Source organism: Micromonospora sp. LOL_025, assembly GCF_048060285.1.
In the GTDB taxonomy this organism is placed as follows: domain Bacteria; phylum Actinomycetota; class Actinomycetes; order Mycobacteriales; family Micromonosporaceae; genus Micromonospora.
Map to the genome: position 1 here is coordinate 1 of NZ_JBHMIR010000015.1, position 16,381 is coordinate 16,381.

The following is a 16,381-nucleotide window of genomic DNA, read 5'->3' on the forward strand; positions in this document are numbered from 1 at the left end:
GTTGTTGGGCGAACGACAACACCCGACCCGGCGACGACGCCACACCGGCCGGCAGCACCGGATCCGGCTCGGCCCGGACGCGCTCCTGCCCGGCCGCCACCTCGGCCCGTAGCCGGTCGGCCATCGCAGCCACGGTCTGCGCCTCGAACACGATCGCGGCGGAGAGCGGCAGCCCGAACCGGTCGCGCAACCGGACGGCCACCATCGTGGCCCGCAGCGAGTGCCCGCCCAGGGAGAAGAAGTTGTCGTCCCGGCCCGGCGACTGGCCGAGCACCTCCGCCCACACCTGCGCCACCTGCCGCTCCAGGTCGTCGCGGGGCGGCTCGCTGACCCGCTCGGCCGGTGCGGGCAGCGCGGCCCGGTCCAGCTTGCCGTGCGGGGTGAGCGGTAGGCCGGCGAGACGGACCCACGCGGCGGGAACCATGGTCGCGGGCAGGTACCGCGCCGCGTGCTCGGCCAGCGTCGCGTCGTCCGGACCGACCTCGGGCACGACGTACCCGACGAGCCGGGGACCGGCCGTGCCCTCGTGCAGACGGACCGCGGCGGCCCGCACGCCCGGATGACGCAGCAGCACGCTCTCGATCTCGCCCAGCTCGATCCGGTGGCCGTGCAGCTTCACCTGGTCGTCGACCCGGCCGGCGAAGTGGTAGGTGCCGTTTGGTAGCTGACGCGCCAGGTCGCCGGTGCGGTAGAGGCGGCTGCCGGGCGGCCCGTACGGGTCGGGCGGGAAGCGTTCGGCGGTCAGGGCGGGACGATCGTGGTACCCCCGGGCCACGCCCGGCCCGCCGATGAACACCTCGCCGAGGCTGCCGGCGGGCACCGGGCGCAGATCGTCGGTGAGCAGCCGGATGGCGGCGCCCGCGGCCGGATGCCCGAGCGAGGGCGGGCCGTCGCCCTCGACCGCCACCTCCCCGCTCATGGCCAGCACGGTGGCCTCGGTGGGTCCGTACAGGTTGACGGTGGTGAACGTGTGCTCGGGGCGGGGGCGGGCCAGCAGCTGCTGGCCCCCCGCGCCGAGGATGCGCAGTGCCCCGTCGGGCGGCGTCGGCCGGGTCAGCACGGCCTCGGCGAGCGGGGTGGGCAGCGTCGCCGAGGTGATCGCGTGCGCGGCGAGCCAGTCCACCAGCCGGTCGGGGTCGACCCGGGTCTCGTCGTCGGGCAGCCAGAGGCTGGCGCCGGCCACCAGCGGCGCCCAGATGTCCCACACCGACGCGTCGAAGCCGGGGGAGAACAGGTGCAGGCAGCGGTCGTCGGGACCGAGGCGCTCCGCGTCGGCCCGCCACCGGGCCAGCCCGCGCAGCGAGCCGTGCTCGACCATGACCCCCTTCGGGAGGCCGGTGGACCCGGAGGTGTAGATCACGTAGGCGAGGTCGCCCGGGCCGATCGGCACGGCCGGCGGGCGGTCGGGGTACGCGGCGAGCGCGGCCCGGTCGTCGTCGAGCAGGACGACCGGGGTGCCGGGAGGCACCAGGTCGGCCCGGACCAGCGACCGTACGGTGACGAGCACCCGCGCCCGGGAGTCGGTGAGCATGTGCCGGACCCGCTGCGGAGGGTAACCGGCGTCGATCGGCAGGTACGCGGCGCCGGCGGTGAGCGCCGCCAGCACGCTGACGATCCCGTCGACACCGCGGGGTAGCAGGACGGCGACGAGGTCACCTCGGCCTACCCCGGTGGCCCGCAGGTGCCGGGCCAGCCGGTTGCCGCGTGCGCGCAGCTCCCCGTAGGTGACGAGGGCGTCGTCCGTACCCAGCGCCAACGCGTCGGCGGGATGCCGGGCGATGGCCTCATGGACGAGGTCCGCGTGGTGTGGTTCGCCTCCGGCGGGCTCGCCGGGCGACCGGGCGGGGACGGGGTGCGCTGACCAACCGCTTTCCTTGATCATGATGCGCCGGATGCTGCCAGCGCGGCACGCCCGTCGTCAATGGAAACGGGCCGGGCTAGGGGCTGTCCGGGCCGTTGTCGGGGCTGTCCGGCAGCCCGCCGGACCAGGGCCCGGAGCGGCCCGGCCACGGGGCGACGGGTCGCCCGGCCCGGTGGCTCACCTCGACAGGCGGTCGACGGCCTCGGCCGCGGTGACCACCTCGCCGAGCTGCCCCAGCGTCTCCAGGCTCGCCCGGTGCGCCTCGTCGGTCGCGGCGGTGCACGCGTCGGAGACCACCACCGGCCGGTAGCCGTGGTTGACCGCCTCGAACACGGTGCCGGTGACGGAGAGGTTGGTGGCGACGCCGGTGAACAGGACGGTGTCCACGCCCCGGCGCCGCAGCACCGTGTCGAGTTCGCTGCCGAAGAAGCCGGTGAGCCGGACGTGGGTCATGACGACGTCGCCGGCATCCGGCGCGAGTTCGTCGACGATCTGGGCCTTCGGGGCACCTTCGAGGAAGGCCTGCCGCTCCCGGACCATGGCGAAGCTGGGCGTGTTGGGGATGAGGTCCGGGTATCCGGGCCGGTACGCGACCCGGGTGTGGACAACGAGGCCGCCACTGGTGCGCACCGCCGTGGCGACCTGCGCCGCGTACGAGGCGACGCGGTGCCGCAGGACCTGCTCGGCGAAGAACGGACCGAACACCCCGTCGGGACTGACGACCTCGTGCTGCCAGTGGACGCCGACGACGGCGGTCCGCATCGGGTCGAGTTCTCGCATCGTCCCTCCCGTCACGGGGCGGAGAGCTGTTGCGGCGCCGGCTGGTAGCCCTGGCCGCCCGCGCTGGCCGGCCCTCTGCCGTACGCGTCGAGGCGCCCCCACCGCCCGGGAATGTCGAGCAGCGCCACGAAGTCGAGACTAGCGGGCAGAGCGGGCCTGATCACGAGGTCTTCGCCGACCGGTTGCAGCCCGAGCATCGTGCGCAGCAGCAGCAGCAGGGTGGCCCCGGCGGACCACGCCTGCGGGCTGCACGCGGTGGGATAGTTGACCGGGTACTTGGTCTCGGCCCGGCTGTAGCCGGCGAACGCCTCGGGCAGCCGGCCGTCGTAGAAGACCGCCGCGTCCAGGATCCCGGCGGCGATCCGGGCCGCCTCGTCGCCGTACCCGTAGCGGCGCAGGCCCCAGGCGATGAACGAGTTGTCGAACGGCCAGATCGTCCCGACGTGGTACCCGATCGGGTTGTAGCGGCCCGCGTTCTCGGCCAGCGTGCGCACCCCCCAGCCGCTGAACAGCGCGGGCGACATCAGGTGCCGTGCCAGGGCGGCCGCCTTCGACTCGTCGACGATGCCGCTCCACAGCAGGTGGCCGATGTTGGGACGACAGGGCGTCCACCTGGCGGCCGTCACCGTCGAGCGCGAGGGCCATGTACTCGCCGTCGGCGACCCAGAAGTCGCGGTTGAAGCGTTGCTTGAGGTCGGCGGCCTGCCGTTCCAGCCGGTCCGCGTACCCCGGGTCGTTCCAGATCGCGCGGGCGAGGCGGGCGGTGCGCATCTTCGCGTCGTACGCGTACCCCTGCAACTCGCAGGTCGCCCGGGGGAAGCCGGGCAGCCGCCCGTCCTGGTACGAGATGCCGTCCCAGGAGTCCTTCCAGCACTGGTTCTCCAGGCCGTTGCGGGTGTTGCGCCGCTCGTAGGAGATGTAGCCGCTGCCCGTCAGGTTGGCGTAGTCGTCGATCCAGTCGATTGCCGCCCGTGCCTCCTGCTCGACCGAGCGGACGAGCGCGGCGTCGCCGGTCCAGCGTTCGTACTCGTCGAGCAGCACCAGGAACAGGGGAGTGGCGTCGGCGCTGCCGAAGTAGGGCGTGTGCGGGGTCTCCTCGAACACGCTCATCTCCCCGTACCGCATCTCGTGCAGGATCCGGCCGGGCTCCTCCTCCCGGAAGTCGTCGACCCGGCTGCCCTGCCGGAAGGCGAGCACCTGGAGGGTGGTGGCGGCGAGATCGGGCGCGAACGGCAGCGCCTGGAGGCTGGTGAGGATGCTGTCCCGGCCGAACAGGCTCATGAACCAGGGCAGGCCGGCGGCCGGCACGCTCCGGTCCTCGGCGAGGAAGGGGCTGAACCGCAGCGCGGCCAGGTCGATGAGGCTGCGCCGGTACGCGCCGCGCAGGGGCTCGAAGTCGGATTCCAGCCGGGGCGCCTCCGCCAGCCAGTCCTTGAGCCGGCGCTCCTTGTCGGGGGTGCGCGCCCGCCCGGGGATGGTGAGCCGCTCCAGCCCTCGCGGCATCGGGAGGTCCGGCTCGGCGGTCAGCCTGGTCCGCCACGTGCTGTGCGCCTCGAGGTGGACCGTGAGCGTCAGCCCGTCCTCGTCCAGCTCCGCCGGCGTCGTCGCGGAGACGAGCGTCTCCCGCCTGAACCGCTCCCGCTCGTAGCCGAGGACGAGGCGTCCGTCGTCGACGCGCCGGTAGTGCCGGCCCTTCTTGCGCGCCGTCGCGTCCTTGACCTCGAAGACGTCCGCGAAGTCGGCGTCCACGTCGACCCGGACGGTCAGGTCGACCGGCTGGCCGTCGTGGTTGATGATGCTCAGCTCCTCGTGCAGGCCGGCGTCGAGCGTGTGCACCCGCCGCACCGAGAGCGTGCTGTTGACGTAGACGTCCTGGTGGCCGGGGACCAGGTAGAAGCGGTTCTCGAAATAGTGGATGTCGTCGATGGCGAGGGTGCTCAGCCGCTCCCCGTCGATCGTCAGCACCCACTTCGACAGCAGGCGCGTGTCGTGGGCGAACAGGCCGAGCGGGGTGTCGGGCGACGGGACGATGTCGCCGGCCCGGTCACAGACCATGAAGGTCGTGCCGTCCAGGATGCCCACCTGGTCGTCACCCATGGCCGCCTCCCCGGTGACGCGTCGACCGGGACGTGGGCGGCGGCGGAAACAGCTTCCGGACGGTCGCGAAGATCCGGGGGGCTGCCCGCCACGGCCGCCTCACCGCGCAGCACGGTGGTCAGGAAGTACGCCTCCCCGCTGGCGATCCGGTCGAACACCGCCCGGTCCGCCTCGACGACCGCGTCCCCGCCGGTCGCCTCCTCGGTGACCCTGATGTCGCCCTTCTCGATGGAGACCAGCCAGTGGGCGGTCCGGCCGTCACGGCTGATGTCGAAGCGCACGCTGCCCTCGTCGATGCTTCTCAGCCGGCGGTCGTGCCCACGGCGCGCCAGGCCGTGGAAGAAATCCTGGGTGGCATCCGCCATCGCGACCCCTCCTCACCGGGCCACCATTCCCCGGAAACGCCGCTACCGCCTCACCCGGAGAAGGTGAACTTCGCCGACGCGGCGCCGCCGGGCCGCGCTGGCCGCCGGCCGGCCCCGAACCGCCCCGCCGTGGTGCGTGGGCGGCCCGGCCGACACCCGCCCCAACGCCCGGCATCGCCACTAGCCTGGGACCCGATGGATCCCATCCAGGCGACGCTGCTCGTCGCCGCCGGCGTCGCCACGGGTGCCTTCAACGCGGTCGCGGGCGGCGGTTCCCTGATCGCCTTCTCGGCGCTGATCGCCGCCGGCATACCGCCGCTCACCGCCAAGCTGACCAGCACCGTCGCCGTCTTTCCCGGCAACGTGGCGAGCGTCGCCGGCGGGTACCGGGACCTGCCGCCCCGCGGAGACGTCCGGCGCGTCCTGCCCGCGGCGGTCGTCGGTGGCGTCGTCGGCTCGGCGCTGCTGCTGGTGACGCCGAGCCGCGTCTTCGACGCGATCGTGCCGTTCCTGGTGATCGCCGCGTCGGCCGTCCTCGGTCTGCGGGGCCGGCTGGACGGGCTGGCCCGGCGCGCCGTCCTGCGGCACGGGCGGCAACACCCGGCGGCCCTGCAGGTGTCCGTCGCACTGAGCGGCGTCTACGGCGGCTACGTCGGGGCCGGGTTCGGCATCGTCCTGGTCGCCGGCCTGGCGCTGCTCCAGCACGAACCGCTCACCAGGACGATCGCCCTGAAGAACCTGCTGTCGGCCGTCATCTCGTTCACGGCGGTGGTGCTCTTCGTGCTCTTCGGCACCGTCAACTGGGCGGGGGTGGCGGTCCTCGCCCCAGCCACCGTCGTCGGCGGTGTCGTCGGTGCCCGGCTGCTCCGCAGGCTCCCCGGCGGTCCGCTCAGGGCGGTGGTCGTCGCGTTCGGGGTGGTCTTCGGGCTGTTCCTGCTGGGGCGCAACGTCCTGTAGACCGCGCCGTCGCGCGCCGACCGGCCGCCGGGGGACTCGGCCGACGACGGGACGGGGCCCCCGCCATCCGCTCGGATGGCAGGGGCCCGTCCCGCACCGGTCAGGTCAGCGGGACCTGGCGGGCGAGCGCGGCACCGCCGGCCTCGAAGGCGGCCAGGACGGAGGTGGGCGCGCCACCGGCGACCGGCACCAGGACGGTCACCGGGCGGCCGGCACGCACCTGCACCGAACGCTCACCGAGCGACCGGTCGCCGTCGGCGGTGTGCAGGTACACCGTGCCGGCGCGGTCGGCCCGGACGGTCACCTGCACGCCGCCGGCCACCTGTCGCTGGCCGGTCAGCCGCAGCGCCCGCTCGGGCAGGCGGGCGACGGCGGCCGGAGCCACGCCGTCCACCGCCGACTGCGCGATGGTCTGCGGGCTGTGCACGCTGCGGGCGGCGGTGTCCGGGAAGACCGGGGCGCTGGGCTGCCGCTGGGCCGGGGTGAGGCCGGGCAGGGTGACCAGGCCGTACCGGTACGGGTCGGCCCGGACGCCGGTGAAGGTGGACCAGCCCAGCCGCGACTGGGAGCTGAGGTCCTGGGTGTCCGAGTCGTACACCAGCACGTTGAAGCCCATCCGCGCCGGGTCGATGGCGTCGGGCAGCACCGCGAACGGGATGCGCGCCTCGATGGTGTAGCCGGCGTACGGCGCGGTGACCTTGCTGACGACGGTCATCCCCGGGGCGGTCGTGGCGCCCGGTCCCTGCCGGTTGTCGGCGTCGCGCTGCCAGCACGGCGGGTCGCCGTTGGCGGGGTCGTCGGTCACCGGGAAGATGCCCGCCTTGAAGACGGTGGAGGTGTCCGTCGAGTTCCCCTTCGGGTCGACGATGATCTCCACGCTGTCGGTGCGCCGCTGCCGCTTGCAGTCCTGCGGCACCACCTTCTTGCCGAGCACGTCGTCGGTGACCTGCACGAACACGAGGAGCGTGTCCTCGGTGAAGGCGATCCGGCCGGTGGCCGAGGCATCCTGCCCGGTGGTGGCCTGTCCCTCCCAGATGCGGGACAGGTCCAGCTCCTCGCCGGGGTACTCGCCGGGGGAGGCCACCCCGTCGACGGCGTGGTCGTGCCCGGCGTGCGGCACCTCGCTGGTCGGCACGATCTCCAGGGCGCCGGTCTCCACGGTGCTGCCGGCGGCGCTGGTGGTGGTGATGGTGATCCCGTAGTCGCCGCCGTCGCCACCCTCGTTGGCGGTGGGCAGACTGGCGTCGCTGTTGGTGACGGTGAACGTGACCGCCCCGGTCGCGCCCGGCGCCAGGGCGGCGTAGCTCTTCGTCGCCGCGTCGGCGGTGAAGCCGGCCGGCAGGCCGAGGCCGACCGTGCCGCTCTGGGCGGTCTCGCCGTGGTTGCGCAGGTCGACCCGGACCGTCCGGCTCTTGCCGGAGCCGATGGTCAGCACCGGCTTGATCAGGGTGTCCAGCTGCGGGTAGCCGCTGTCGCCGGCCCAGCTGCGGAACAGCCCCACCTCGGGCAGCGGCTCCAGGGTGCCGCGCACGTCGGCGACCACCCGGACCGCGCGGTCCGTACGGCGGTGCCCTGCCCGGTGGTCAGGGACGCGCCGACGAGGTGCTGCTCGTTGGTGTCGGCACCGGCGGGGACGGTCACGGTGAAGGTGACGGTCCGCTCCTTGCCGGCCGGTACGGCGCCGCGCACCGCACCGGGTCCGACGGCGGTCCAGCCCCGCGGCAGCCGCAGGGAGACCCGGGGCGAGGTGAGTGCCCGGTTGCGCGGCGCCCGCACGTGCGCGGTGACCTCGACGCTCTGCCCGGGGGCGAGGTCGAAGCGGTCGGCGGTCAGGTAGAGCTCGGTGCCCCGGGGGAGCCCGCCGGCCGCCGGGGGCAGCACCGAGCCGCGCAGGATCGCCTCGGGGGAGGTGTCCGCCGGGTCGTACGGGACGCGGCTGTCGACCAGGGTGTAGAAGTCGCAGCGGATCTTCGCGGGGTCGGTGGGGGCGGCGGCGGTGTTGGCCCAGCCCTGGGTCACGTAGTCCCGGCGGGCGTCGACCTCGACCTCGGCCCAGGTCTTGCCGCCGGCGCTGCGGGCGCCCTCCCAGATGCCGAACACCTGGTCGGTCGGGACGGCGGGCACGAAGCCGGTGGCGCACTGCGGGCCGGTCGACGAGCTGCCGGTGCCGCCGGTACGCAGGAACTTCGCCGCCCGGAACGGCTTGAGCCCCTCCCTGGTGACCTGCTCGGGGAAGGCCTTCGGGTCGGCGGCGGCGTGGAACGCCTCGGCGGCGAAGCGGGCGGCCTGCTGGTGGTTGCCGTGGTTGCCGGGCGTGGGCGACGGGTTCATCGTCATGACGATCTCGGGCCGGGTCTGCCGGATCACCCGGACGATCTGGGCCAGGGTGTCGTCGTGCCCCCAGATCTGCTCCGACAGGGGCGCGGACGCGGTGTACCAGAAGTCGACGCGGTCGAGGTTGTACAGGTTCTCCACTCCGGCGCGGCCGATCGCGGTGCGCTCCTCGCGCTCGCGGATGATGCCCAGCGGCGGACCCTCCTCCAGGCCGACGGCGTTCCCGCCGCCCTCGCCGCGGGTGATGGTGACGACGCCGGCCTTGGCGCCGTGCTTCTCCTTCCACTGGCCGAGGGTGGCGAGGCTGCCGGCCTCGTCGTCGGGGTGTGCGCTGACGAAGAGGACGTCCAGGTCGACGGCGTCCGTCGGCCGGGCGTCGGAGGGGGCGGCGAGGGCCACGGCCGGTGTCCCGGACAGGGCCAGGGCGAGCGCCGTGGGTAGCAGGAACGCCTTGAGACGCATGCAGATCCTTTCGCGTGACGCGAGGTCCGCGCAGCGGCCGGCGACGTCGGACGCGGGGCGTCGACGTGGGGTCGCGGTCGGACGGTGAGAGGGCGGGGCAGGGGCGCCGGGCAGAGGGAGCGCCGGCGTCACCGGGGTACGCAGCGGCACGGGGGTCCGTACACACTGGAAGGCCTTCGCCCGGTGACGCTAGGGACCGGCGCGGTGGCCCGTCAATGCTTTGCAAGGTCTTTCTTCATTTGCGAAAAAAACTAACCCCCCGCCAGGCGAGGTGTCGCTGGCGGCGGGCTCGCCCGTCCGGCGGCCTCGACGAGGCCCGCAGGAAGGGCGTTTCTGCTGCTCACGAAGAGGGCCGCAAGGTAACGAGACGGTTTCGTTACTTGACTCGATAGTTCGTTCGCCGTAGGAAGGAAGTGTGACAGACGTGGTGACGCCACCAACGAGCCCGGTGAGCCGGGAGCGGTCGAAGGAGATCAAGCGGTTGTCCGTGATCTCCACCGCCCGCCAGGTGCGGGTGCTCTCCCGCGCCGAGCTGACCGAGCTCACCGGGCTGAGCCCCGCCACGCTCACCCCGCTCGTGCGCGAGCTGATCGCCGAGGGGTACCTCATCGAGCGCGGCCCCGGGACCTCCCGCACCGGCCGCCCGCGCGCGATGCTGGAGTTCAACCCCCGGGCCGAACTGGTAGCCGCCGTCTCCCTGGAGCCGTCCCGGATCAGCTGCGAGATCGCCGACAGCGACGGCGCCGTCATCGCCCACCGCGCGGTCCGGCTCGCCGGCGACATCGTCGACACCATCTGCCGCTCGGTGCCCGAGCTGGCCGGCGACGGGCTGCCGGCGCTGCGCGGGGTGGCCATCGCGGCACCCGGCGTCTCCACCGGCGGCGCCGTGCGCCTGGCCCCCTCGGTCGGCCTCGTCGAGGGGCGGCCGGTGGGGGAGTCGGTGCAACGGCGGCTCGGGGTGCCGGTGGTGGTGGACAACGACGTGAACCTGATGGCGGCCGGCGAGCACGCGGTCGGCGCGGGCAGCGACGTCGCCGACCTGCTGCTGCTGCACGTGGCCGACGGCATCGGCGCCGGCCTGGTGCTCGACGGGCAGGTCCGCAGGGGTGCCGGCGGGGCCGCCGGCGAGGTCGGTTTCCTGCCGCTGGACCCGACCGACCGGGGCCACGACGGGATCGGCCCGTTCGAGGCCCGCTGGTCGGAGAACGCCATCGCCGAGCGGATGGTGGCCCTGGCTCCCGGGCGGCGGCCGGACTCGCCCGTGGCCGACCTGGTCGCGCTGGCGGCCATCGACGACCGGGCCGCCGCCTACCTGGACGACGTGCTCGCGGCCTGGTCGCGGCTCATCGTCTCCTGCGTCTGCGTCGTCGACCCCGGGCGGGTGCTGCTCAGCGGGGCGGCCGCCCACCTCGACGACGCCGCCGTCGACCGGCTCCAGGCGCTGGTCGCCGCCGCCGCACCGAGCACCACCGAGGTGCGCCGGGCCGTGCTCGGCGACCGGGCCGTGCTGCACGGGGCGGTCAGCTACGCCCTCTCCGCCGCTGCCGCCGGCATGCCCACCCTGCTGCCGACCCCTTGACCACACACCACGCACACCGCAGTTCCCCCCACACCCCTCGGAGGTACCCCATGAGACGTCGACTTCTCCTCGCCGGTGCGCTCGCCACCGTGCTCGCCGCCGGCACCGCCTGTGGCGGCGGCGGTGGTGGCGACGACGCGGCCGGCGGCGCGAGCGCCGAGAAGCTGACCATCTACACGGCCCGCGACAAGAAGGTCTCCACCTACGTCGTGGACCAGTTCACCGCCAAGTACCCCGAGTACAAGGGCAAGGTCGAGATCCTCAACCTGGGCGCCCAGGAGATCCTGGAGCGGGTCCGGGCCGAGAAGGCCAACCCGCAGGCCGACGTCTGGTGGGGCGGCACCCAGCAAGGGCTCTCCGCCGGCGCCGGCGAGGACCTGCTGACCTCCTGGCAGCCGGCGTTCGCCGGCAAGATGGACCCGAAGTACAAGGACGCCGAGGGCCGCTGGTTCGGGGAGATCCTGCTCCCCGAGGTCATCATGTACAACAACAAGGCGCTCACCCCGGAGCAGGCCCCGAAGGACTGGGACGACCTGCTGAAGCCGGAGTGGAAGGACAAGATCATCATCCGGGACGTGGCCGCGTCCGGCACGATGCGGTCGATCTACGCCGCGATGATCATGCGGCAGTCCCCGGACGGCAGCAACCCGCAGCCCGGCTACGACTGGCTCAAGAAGCTCGACGCCAACACCGGCGCGTACGCGGCCAACCCGACCGACCTCTACCTGAAGCTCTCCCGCCAGCAGGGCGTGCTCAGCGCCTGGAACCTCCAGGACGTCCTGCTCCAGGCCAACCAGTCGAACATGCCGTTCGGCTACGTGATGCCCGCCTCCGGCGCCCCGGTGCTGGTCGACGGCATCGCCGCGGTCAAGGGCGGCAACACCACCGGCGCCCAGAAGTTCATGGAGTTCCTCTTCGACGACAAGCTCCGCGCCGACCTGGCCAAGGACTACTACCAGATCCCGGCCGTGGACATCGCCGAGAAGCCGGAGTGGCTGGCCCAGCTCAACCTCAAGCCGCTGGACGTCAACTGGGACGTGATCGGCAAGAACGAGACCGAGTGGATCAACCACTGGAACGGCCAGATCAAGAACAAGGGCTGACCGCCCGGGCGTCTCGGGGGCGGGCCGGTCCCGCCCCCGCGCCCCCACCTGACGACCGTCCAGGTCCGGTACCGCACGAAGGAGAGGACCTCATGATCGATGTCACGCTCGAGTCGGTGAGCAAGCGCTTCGCGCGCGGCGGCGACACCGCGGCCGTGGACGACGTCGACATCACCATCGCCGCCGGGGAGTTCTTCACGCTGCTCGGCCCGAGCGGCTGCGGCAAGACCACCACCCTGCGCATGGTGGCCGGGTTCTACTTCCCCACCTCCGGCCGGATCCGGTTCGGCACCGAGGACGTCACCCGCCGGCCGCCGAACAAGCGCGACACCGGCATGGTGTTCCAGAACTACGCGCTCTTCCCGCACATGAGCGTCGCGCAGAACGTCGCGTACGGCCTGAAGATCCGCAAGGTCGGCCGGGTCGAGGCGCGGCGGCGGGTCGAGGAGGCGCTCGGCCAGGTGCACCTCGCCGGCTACGGCGACCGGCGCATCGACGAGCTCTCGGGCGGCCAGCAGCAGCGCGTCGCCCTGGCCAGGGCGCTCGTGATCCGGCCCCGCACCCTGCTGCTCGACGAACCGCTGTCGAACCTCGACGCCAAGCTGCGCGAGGAGACCCGGGTCGAGATCCGCCGCATCCAGCGCGAGGCCGGCACCACCTCCATCTACGTCACCCACGACCAGGCCGAGGCGATGGCCATGTCGGACCGGATCGCCGTCATGCAGTCCGGCCGGGTGCAGCAGATCGGCGCCCCGCAGGAGATCTACCACCGCCCGGCGACCAGCTTCGTGGCCCGCTTCATCGGCCGCAGCAACGTGCTCAGCCTCCCGGTCGTCGCCGCCGCCGCGCAGACCGTCACCGTGGGGCTGCCCGCCGGCGGCGAGATCACCGCGCCCGCTCCGACGGAGCACGGCCTGCGCCAGGGCGACACCGCGCTGGTCTCCGTCCGCCCCGAGCACATCGGGCTGACCTCGGCCACCGAGGCGGGCGCGCTGTCCGGCCGGGTCACCGAGGTGGAGTTCACCGGCATGGCCACCAACCTCGTGGTCGACGTGGCCGGCGAGCCGGTGCAGGTCGCCGCGATCGACGTGCCGGCCGGGATCGCCGCCGGCGACCAGGTCGGCCTGCGGCTGAACCGGGAGCGGATGTGGGTGGTGCGGCCGTGAGCACCATCCCCGCCACCCCCAGCCCGGCCACCGTCGCCCCGATCACCGGCGAGCCGACGCCGCCGCGCGGCCCGCGCCGCCGCCTCGCCGACCGCTTCGCCGGCGGCACCGGCTCGCGCTGGTTCCCGTACGTCCTGGTCTTCCCGCTCGCCCTGATCCTCTTCGGGTACGTGGTGCAGCCGATGTTCGCCACCTTCGCCGAGAGCGTCGGCGTGGACGGCGTGGAAAACTACGGCAGCTTCGTCACCGGCGGGGGCGTGGCCCGGTCCTCCCTGGTCACCTCGCTGATCATCTCCGCGGCCAGCGTGCTGCTCTGCGGCGTCGTGGGCGTGGCGATGGCCTTCCTGCTCAAGCGCTTCTCGTTTCCCGGTCGCAAGCTGATCGAGGCGATCATCCTGGTGCCGGCGGCGCTGCCGCCGCTGATCGGCGCGATCTCGTTCCAGCTGCTCTACAGCGAGACCGGCATCCTGCCGCGCGGCCTCCAGCAGCTCCTCGGCGCCGAGAACCCGGTGCTGCCGTTCAGCGGCATCGCCGGCGTGCTGGTCGTGCACACCTTCACCATGTACCCGTACTTCTACCTGTCCGCCTCGGCCGCGCTGTCGGGGATGGACCCGTCGGTGGAGGAGGCGGCGTACAACCTGGGCGCCGGCCGGGTCCGCGTGTGGCGCACGGTGCTGCTGCCGATGCTCACCCCGGCGCTGGTCTCCGCCTCGCTGCTGGTGTTCATGACCTCGCTGGCGTCGTACACCGCCCCGCTGCTGTTCGGGGTGGACCAGACGATGACCATGCAGATCTACATCAACCGCACCAACGGCGACCTGCCGATGGCCTCCACGTACGCCTCGGTGCTCGGCGTGGTCTCCGTGCTGTTCCTGCTCGGCATGCGCTGGTACGAGGGACGGCGCAGCTACCGCTCGCAGTCCAAGGGCGTCGCCGCGCACCGCCGCGAGATCACCAACCCGCTGGGCAAGTGGCTGGCCCTGGGCGCGTCGGTCCTGGCCACCGCGGTCCTGCTCGCGCCGGTGGCGACCATCGCCCTGGTCGCGTTCTCCCAGGACGGCTCCTGGACCACCGAGGTCATCCCGGCGGCGTACACCACGCAGAACTTCGTCACGATCTTCTCCGATCCGGCGGCGTTCCAGCCGATCCTGAACTCGCTGCAGATGAGCCTCATCGCCACCGTCGCCTGCGTCGTCGTCGGCGTGCTCATCGCGTACGCGGTGCGCCGGCTGGACTTCCGCGGCCGGGGCCTGCTGGACGTGGCGGTCATGCTGGCCTGGGCGCTGCCCGGCACGGTGGTGGCGATCAACCTGATCTCGGCGTTCAGCACGGGCAACGCGTTCAGCTTCGGACAGGTGCTGATCGGTACCTTCTGGATCATGCCGCTGGCGTACTTCGTGCGGTTCCTGCCGCTGGTGTTCCGGTCCAGCTCGGCCACCCTGGCGCAGATCGACCCGTCGCTGGAGGAGGCCGCGCGCAACCTGGGCGCGTCCTGGTGGCGGGCGTTCGGCACGGTCACCCTGCGGCTGATGCTGCCCGGTGTGGTGGCCGGCGCGCTGCTCGCCTTCGTGCACGGCGTGGGCGAGTTCGTCGCCTCGGTGCTGATCTACACCTCCGAGACCGCGCCGATCTCCGTGGAGATCAACAACCGGATGTACTCGTTCGAGGTCGGCACCGCCGCCGCGTACGGCATGCTCCAGGTTGTCCTGATCTTCGTGGTGATGGTGGTCTCCGGCCGGCTGGAAGGCGGCCGGCGCTCCAGTCGGGAGGCGGCCCGGTGGACGGCGTGAGCGCGGCCTGGCCGGCGGGCGGCGGGCTGGTCCCCGCCGCCCGGATCCCCGGCGGGGAACTCGCGGCGGTCGCCGAGGCGGCGGACTTCGCGGTGCTCCCGGTCGGCGCGGTCGAGTGGCACGGCCCGCACCTGCCGCTGGGCACCGACCTGATCCTCGCCGAGGGCTTCGCCGCCGAGAGCGCGATCCCCGGCGACGGCGCGGTGCCGTCCGGCGGCGGCACCCCGGACGGCACCGCGACCACCCCGGCCGGCGGGCGCGCGACGGCGGCGGGCCCGCGCGGGGTGCTCTTCCCCGCCGTGCCGTACGCCGCCTGCCCCGGCCAGACCCGGCCGTGGCCCGGCACCGTGGCGATCCGGCCGGAGATCGCGGTCGGCTACCTCGCCGACGTGATCGAGGGGATCGTGGCCGCCGGGTTCCCCCGGCTGCTGATCGTCAACGGACACGACGCGAACATGTCGACGGTCCGGGCCGCCATGGAGTGGGTCTCCGGGCGGCGCACGGCGAGCCTGCTGCTGGTCAACTGGTTCCAGCTGGTCACCCCGGCCGAGACCGGCGAGCTGTACGGGCCGCTGCCGGCGCGCGGGCACGGCGGGGCGTACGAGACCTCCGGCGTGCTCGGCTTCGACCCCGACGCGGTCCGCCTCGACGCGGTCGCCGACCTGCCGCCGAAGCTGAAGCTGCCGGTGACCCACCCGTACGTGCTGGTGGAGTCCCGGCCCGACCCGTGGCAGGGCTGGTCCGGGCACATCTCGCTGGCCGGCGAGGAGGCCGGCCGCCGGGTCCGGCAGCTGGCCGGCACCCGGCTGCGCGAGGTCGTCGCCGCCTGGGTGGCCGCCCCGCCGCCCGCCCCGCCCACCGCCGCCCCGCTGCCCACCGACGCGACCGCCGGTGGACCCGAGCCCGAGGAGGCGCCGTGACCGTCGACCGCGGACTGGACGTCGTCGACTTCCACCTGCACTTCCGCATCGGCGCGGACGAGACCGTCCGGGCCTGCGAGCACGCCGCCGACATGCACCCCGGCGGCGAGCACGAGCGCGCCGTACGCGCCGCCGGCTCCGCTCCGTACGCGCGGCGGTGGCGGCAGGCGTGGGGCTTCCCCGACCCGGAGCCGCCCGCCGCGCGCTGGCAGGACGAGGCGGACCGGTGGGCCGAGGAACTGCGCGCGGTGAACGTGCGCCGGGCGGTCTTCGTCACCGGCGGCGGCAACGACACCGTCGCCGACGTGGTGGACCGCCACCCCGACCTGCTGCTCGGCTTCGCCCACCACGACCCGTACGGCGCGGACGCCGCCGCCGAGCTGGAACGCGCCGTCACCGAGCGGGGCCTGCGCGGGCTGAAGCTCTTCGCCCCGCTGCTGCGCGGCCCGCTCGACGACGAGGCCCTCGATCCGCTCTGGGGCACCGCCCAGCGCCTCGGCGTGCCGGTGCTGATCCACATCGGCCACTACGGCAGCGCGGGCGGCCTGCCCCACGGCCGGTACGGCGGCCCGGACGAGCTTGCCCGGATGGCCCGCCGCGTTCCCGAGCTGGCCGTGGTGGTGCCGCACTTCGGCGTCCAGCACGTGCAGGACCTGCTCTTCGCCGCGTGGGGCTGCCCGAACATCCACGTCGACACCTCCGGGTCGAACCAGTGGGTGCGCTGGATGCCGTACAAGCTGACGCTGGACGAGCTGTTCCGGCGTTGCTACGAGACCATCGGTCCGCACCGGATCGTGTTCGGCAGCGACTCGTCGTGGTTCCCGCGCGGGTACGTCACCCGCTACCTCGACGACCAGCTGCGAATCTGCCGCGAGCTGGGGCTGCCCGACGACCACCTACGCGCGATCTTCGCCGGGAACGCCGAGCGCCTGCTCGGCCTGGACGACTGACCGGCTGACGCCCGGGC

11 protein-coding genes and 2 pseudogenes are annotated in these 16,381 nt (G+C 73.5%); 7 read left to right on the forward strand and 6 right to left on the reverse strand.

What is annotated here, in order from left to right:
* The 4 genes and pseudogenes from ACFHW0_RS18950 to ACFHW0_RS18965 all read right to left on the reverse strand — a co-directional run.
* On the reverse strand, positions 1-1,882 hold a 1,882-nt coding region (locus tag ACFHW0_RS18950), incomplete at its 3' end, for a non-ribosomal peptide synthetase (RefSeq protein ID WP_416609395.1).
* 156 nt (positions 1,883-2,038) lie between these two features.
* Positions 2,039-2,641 carry a cysteine hydrolase gene (locus ACFHW0_RS18955; RefSeq protein ID WP_416609397.1) on the reverse strand — a complete coding sequence of 201 codons (603 nt, stop codon included), beginning with the start codon at positions 2,639-2,641 and terminating at the stop codon, positions 2,039-2,041.
* A 398-nt stretch (positions 2,642-3,039) separates the two neighbouring features.
* Positions 3,040-3,267, reverse strand: a pseudogene (locus tag ACFHW0_RS18960) (MGH1-like glycoside hydrolase domain-containing protein); the annotation flags it as partial.
* A gap of 958 nt (positions 3,268-4,225) precedes the next feature.
* Positions 4,226-4,738, reverse strand: a pseudogene (locus tag ACFHW0_RS18965) (glycogen debranching N-terminal domain-containing protein); the annotation flags it as partial.
* 560 nt (positions 4,739-5,298) lie between these two features.
* On the opposite strand from ACFHW0_RS18965, the gene ACFHW0_RS18970 reads away from it, so the two are divergent.
* Positions 5,299-6,060 (forward strand): sulfite exporter TauE/SafE family protein, encoded by a 762-nt coding sequence (locus ACFHW0_RS18970; RefSeq protein ID WP_416609399.1) that lies wholly within the window; start codon positions 5,299-5,301, stop codon positions 6,058-6,060.
* A gap of 100 nt (positions 6,061-6,160) precedes the next feature.
* On the opposite strand, the gene ACFHW0_RS18975 is transcribed toward ACFHW0_RS18970, so the two are convergent.
* Together ACFHW0_RS18975 and ACFHW0_RS18980 are read right to left on the reverse strand one after the other, a co-directional pair.
* The gene (locus ACFHW0_RS18975) at positions 6,161-7,591 is read right to left on the reverse strand and encodes a sugar-binding protein (protein ID WP_416609401.1); all 1,431 of its coding nucleotides are present in this window, start codon (positions 7,589-7,591) and stop codon (positions 6,161-6,163) included.
* Positions 7,504-8,856 carry a PIG-L family deacetylase gene (locus tag ACFHW0_RS18980; protein WP_416609403.1) on the reverse strand — a complete coding sequence of 451 codons (1,353 nt, stop codon included), beginning with the start codon at positions 8,854-8,856 and terminating at the stop codon, positions 7,504-7,506. The genes ACFHW0_RS18975 and ACFHW0_RS18980 overlap by 88 nt, the downstream gene beginning before the upstream one ends.
* A 415-nt stretch (positions 8,857-9,271) precedes the next feature.
* On the opposite strand from ACFHW0_RS18980, the gene ACFHW0_RS18985 reads away from it, so the two are divergent.
* From ACFHW0_RS18985 to ACFHW0_RS19010, 6 genes are all read left to right on the forward strand, one after another.
* A complete protein-coding gene (locus tag ACFHW0_RS18985; RefSeq protein ID WP_358091915.1) occupies positions 9,272-10,435 on the forward strand; it encodes an ROK family protein in 1,164 nt (387 codons plus the stop codon).
* Between the two features lie 50 nt (positions 10,436-10,485).
* Positions 10,486-11,538: an extracellular solute-binding protein gene (locus ACFHW0_RS18990; protein ID WP_121398494.1), complete on the forward strand. Its 1,053-nt coding sequence runs from the start codon at positions 10,486-10,488 to the stop codon at positions 11,536-11,538.
* A 92-nt stretch (positions 11,539-11,630) separates the two neighbouring features.
* A complete protein-coding gene (locus tag ACFHW0_RS18995; RefSeq protein ID WP_416609406.1) occupies positions 11,631-12,704 on the forward strand; it encodes an ABC transporter ATP-binding protein in 1,074 nt (357 codons plus the stop codon).
* Entirely contained in the window at positions 12,701-14,494 is a 1,794-nt protein-coding gene (locus tag ACFHW0_RS19000) for an ABC transporter permease (RefSeq protein WP_416609407.1), read from the forward strand. The genes ACFHW0_RS18995 and ACFHW0_RS19000 overlap by 4 nt, the downstream gene beginning before the upstream one ends.
* Positions 14,482-15,414 (forward strand): creatininase family protein, encoded by a 933-nt coding sequence (locus ACFHW0_RS19005; protein ID WP_416609409.1) that lies wholly within the window; start codon positions 14,482-14,484, stop codon positions 15,412-15,414. The genes ACFHW0_RS19000 and ACFHW0_RS19005 overlap by 13 nt, the downstream gene beginning before the upstream one ends.
* Entirely contained in the window at positions 15,411-16,364 is a 954-nt protein-coding gene (locus ACFHW0_RS19010) for an amidohydrolase family protein (protein ID WP_416609411.1), read from the forward strand. Before ACFHW0_RS19005 ends, ACFHW0_RS19010 begins: the two co-directional genes overlap by 4 nt.
* Positions 16,365-16,381: the final 17 nt, after the last annotated feature.

Coding starts and splice junctions, on each gene's coding strand:
- ACFHW0_RS18995 (WP_416609406.1), top strand. CDS start 11,631: ATGATCGATGTCACGCTCGAGTCGGTGAGCAAGCGCTTCGCGCGCGGC.
- ACFHW0_RS18955 (WP_416609397.1), bottom strand. CDS start 2,641: ATGCGAGAACTCGACCCGATGCGGACCGCCGTCGTCGGCGTCCACTGG.
- ACFHW0_RS18970 (WP_416609399.1), top strand. CDS start 5,299: ATGGATCCCATCCAGGCGACGCTGCTCGTCGCCGCCGGCGTCGCCACG.
- ACFHW0_RS18990 (WP_121398494.1), top strand. CDS start 10,486: ATGAGACGTCGACTTCTCCTCGCCGGTGCGCTCGCCACCGTGCTCGCC.
- ACFHW0_RS18980 (WP_416609403.1), bottom strand. CDS start 8,856: ATGCGTCTCAAGGCGTTCCTGCTACCCACGGCGCTCGCCCTGGCCCTG.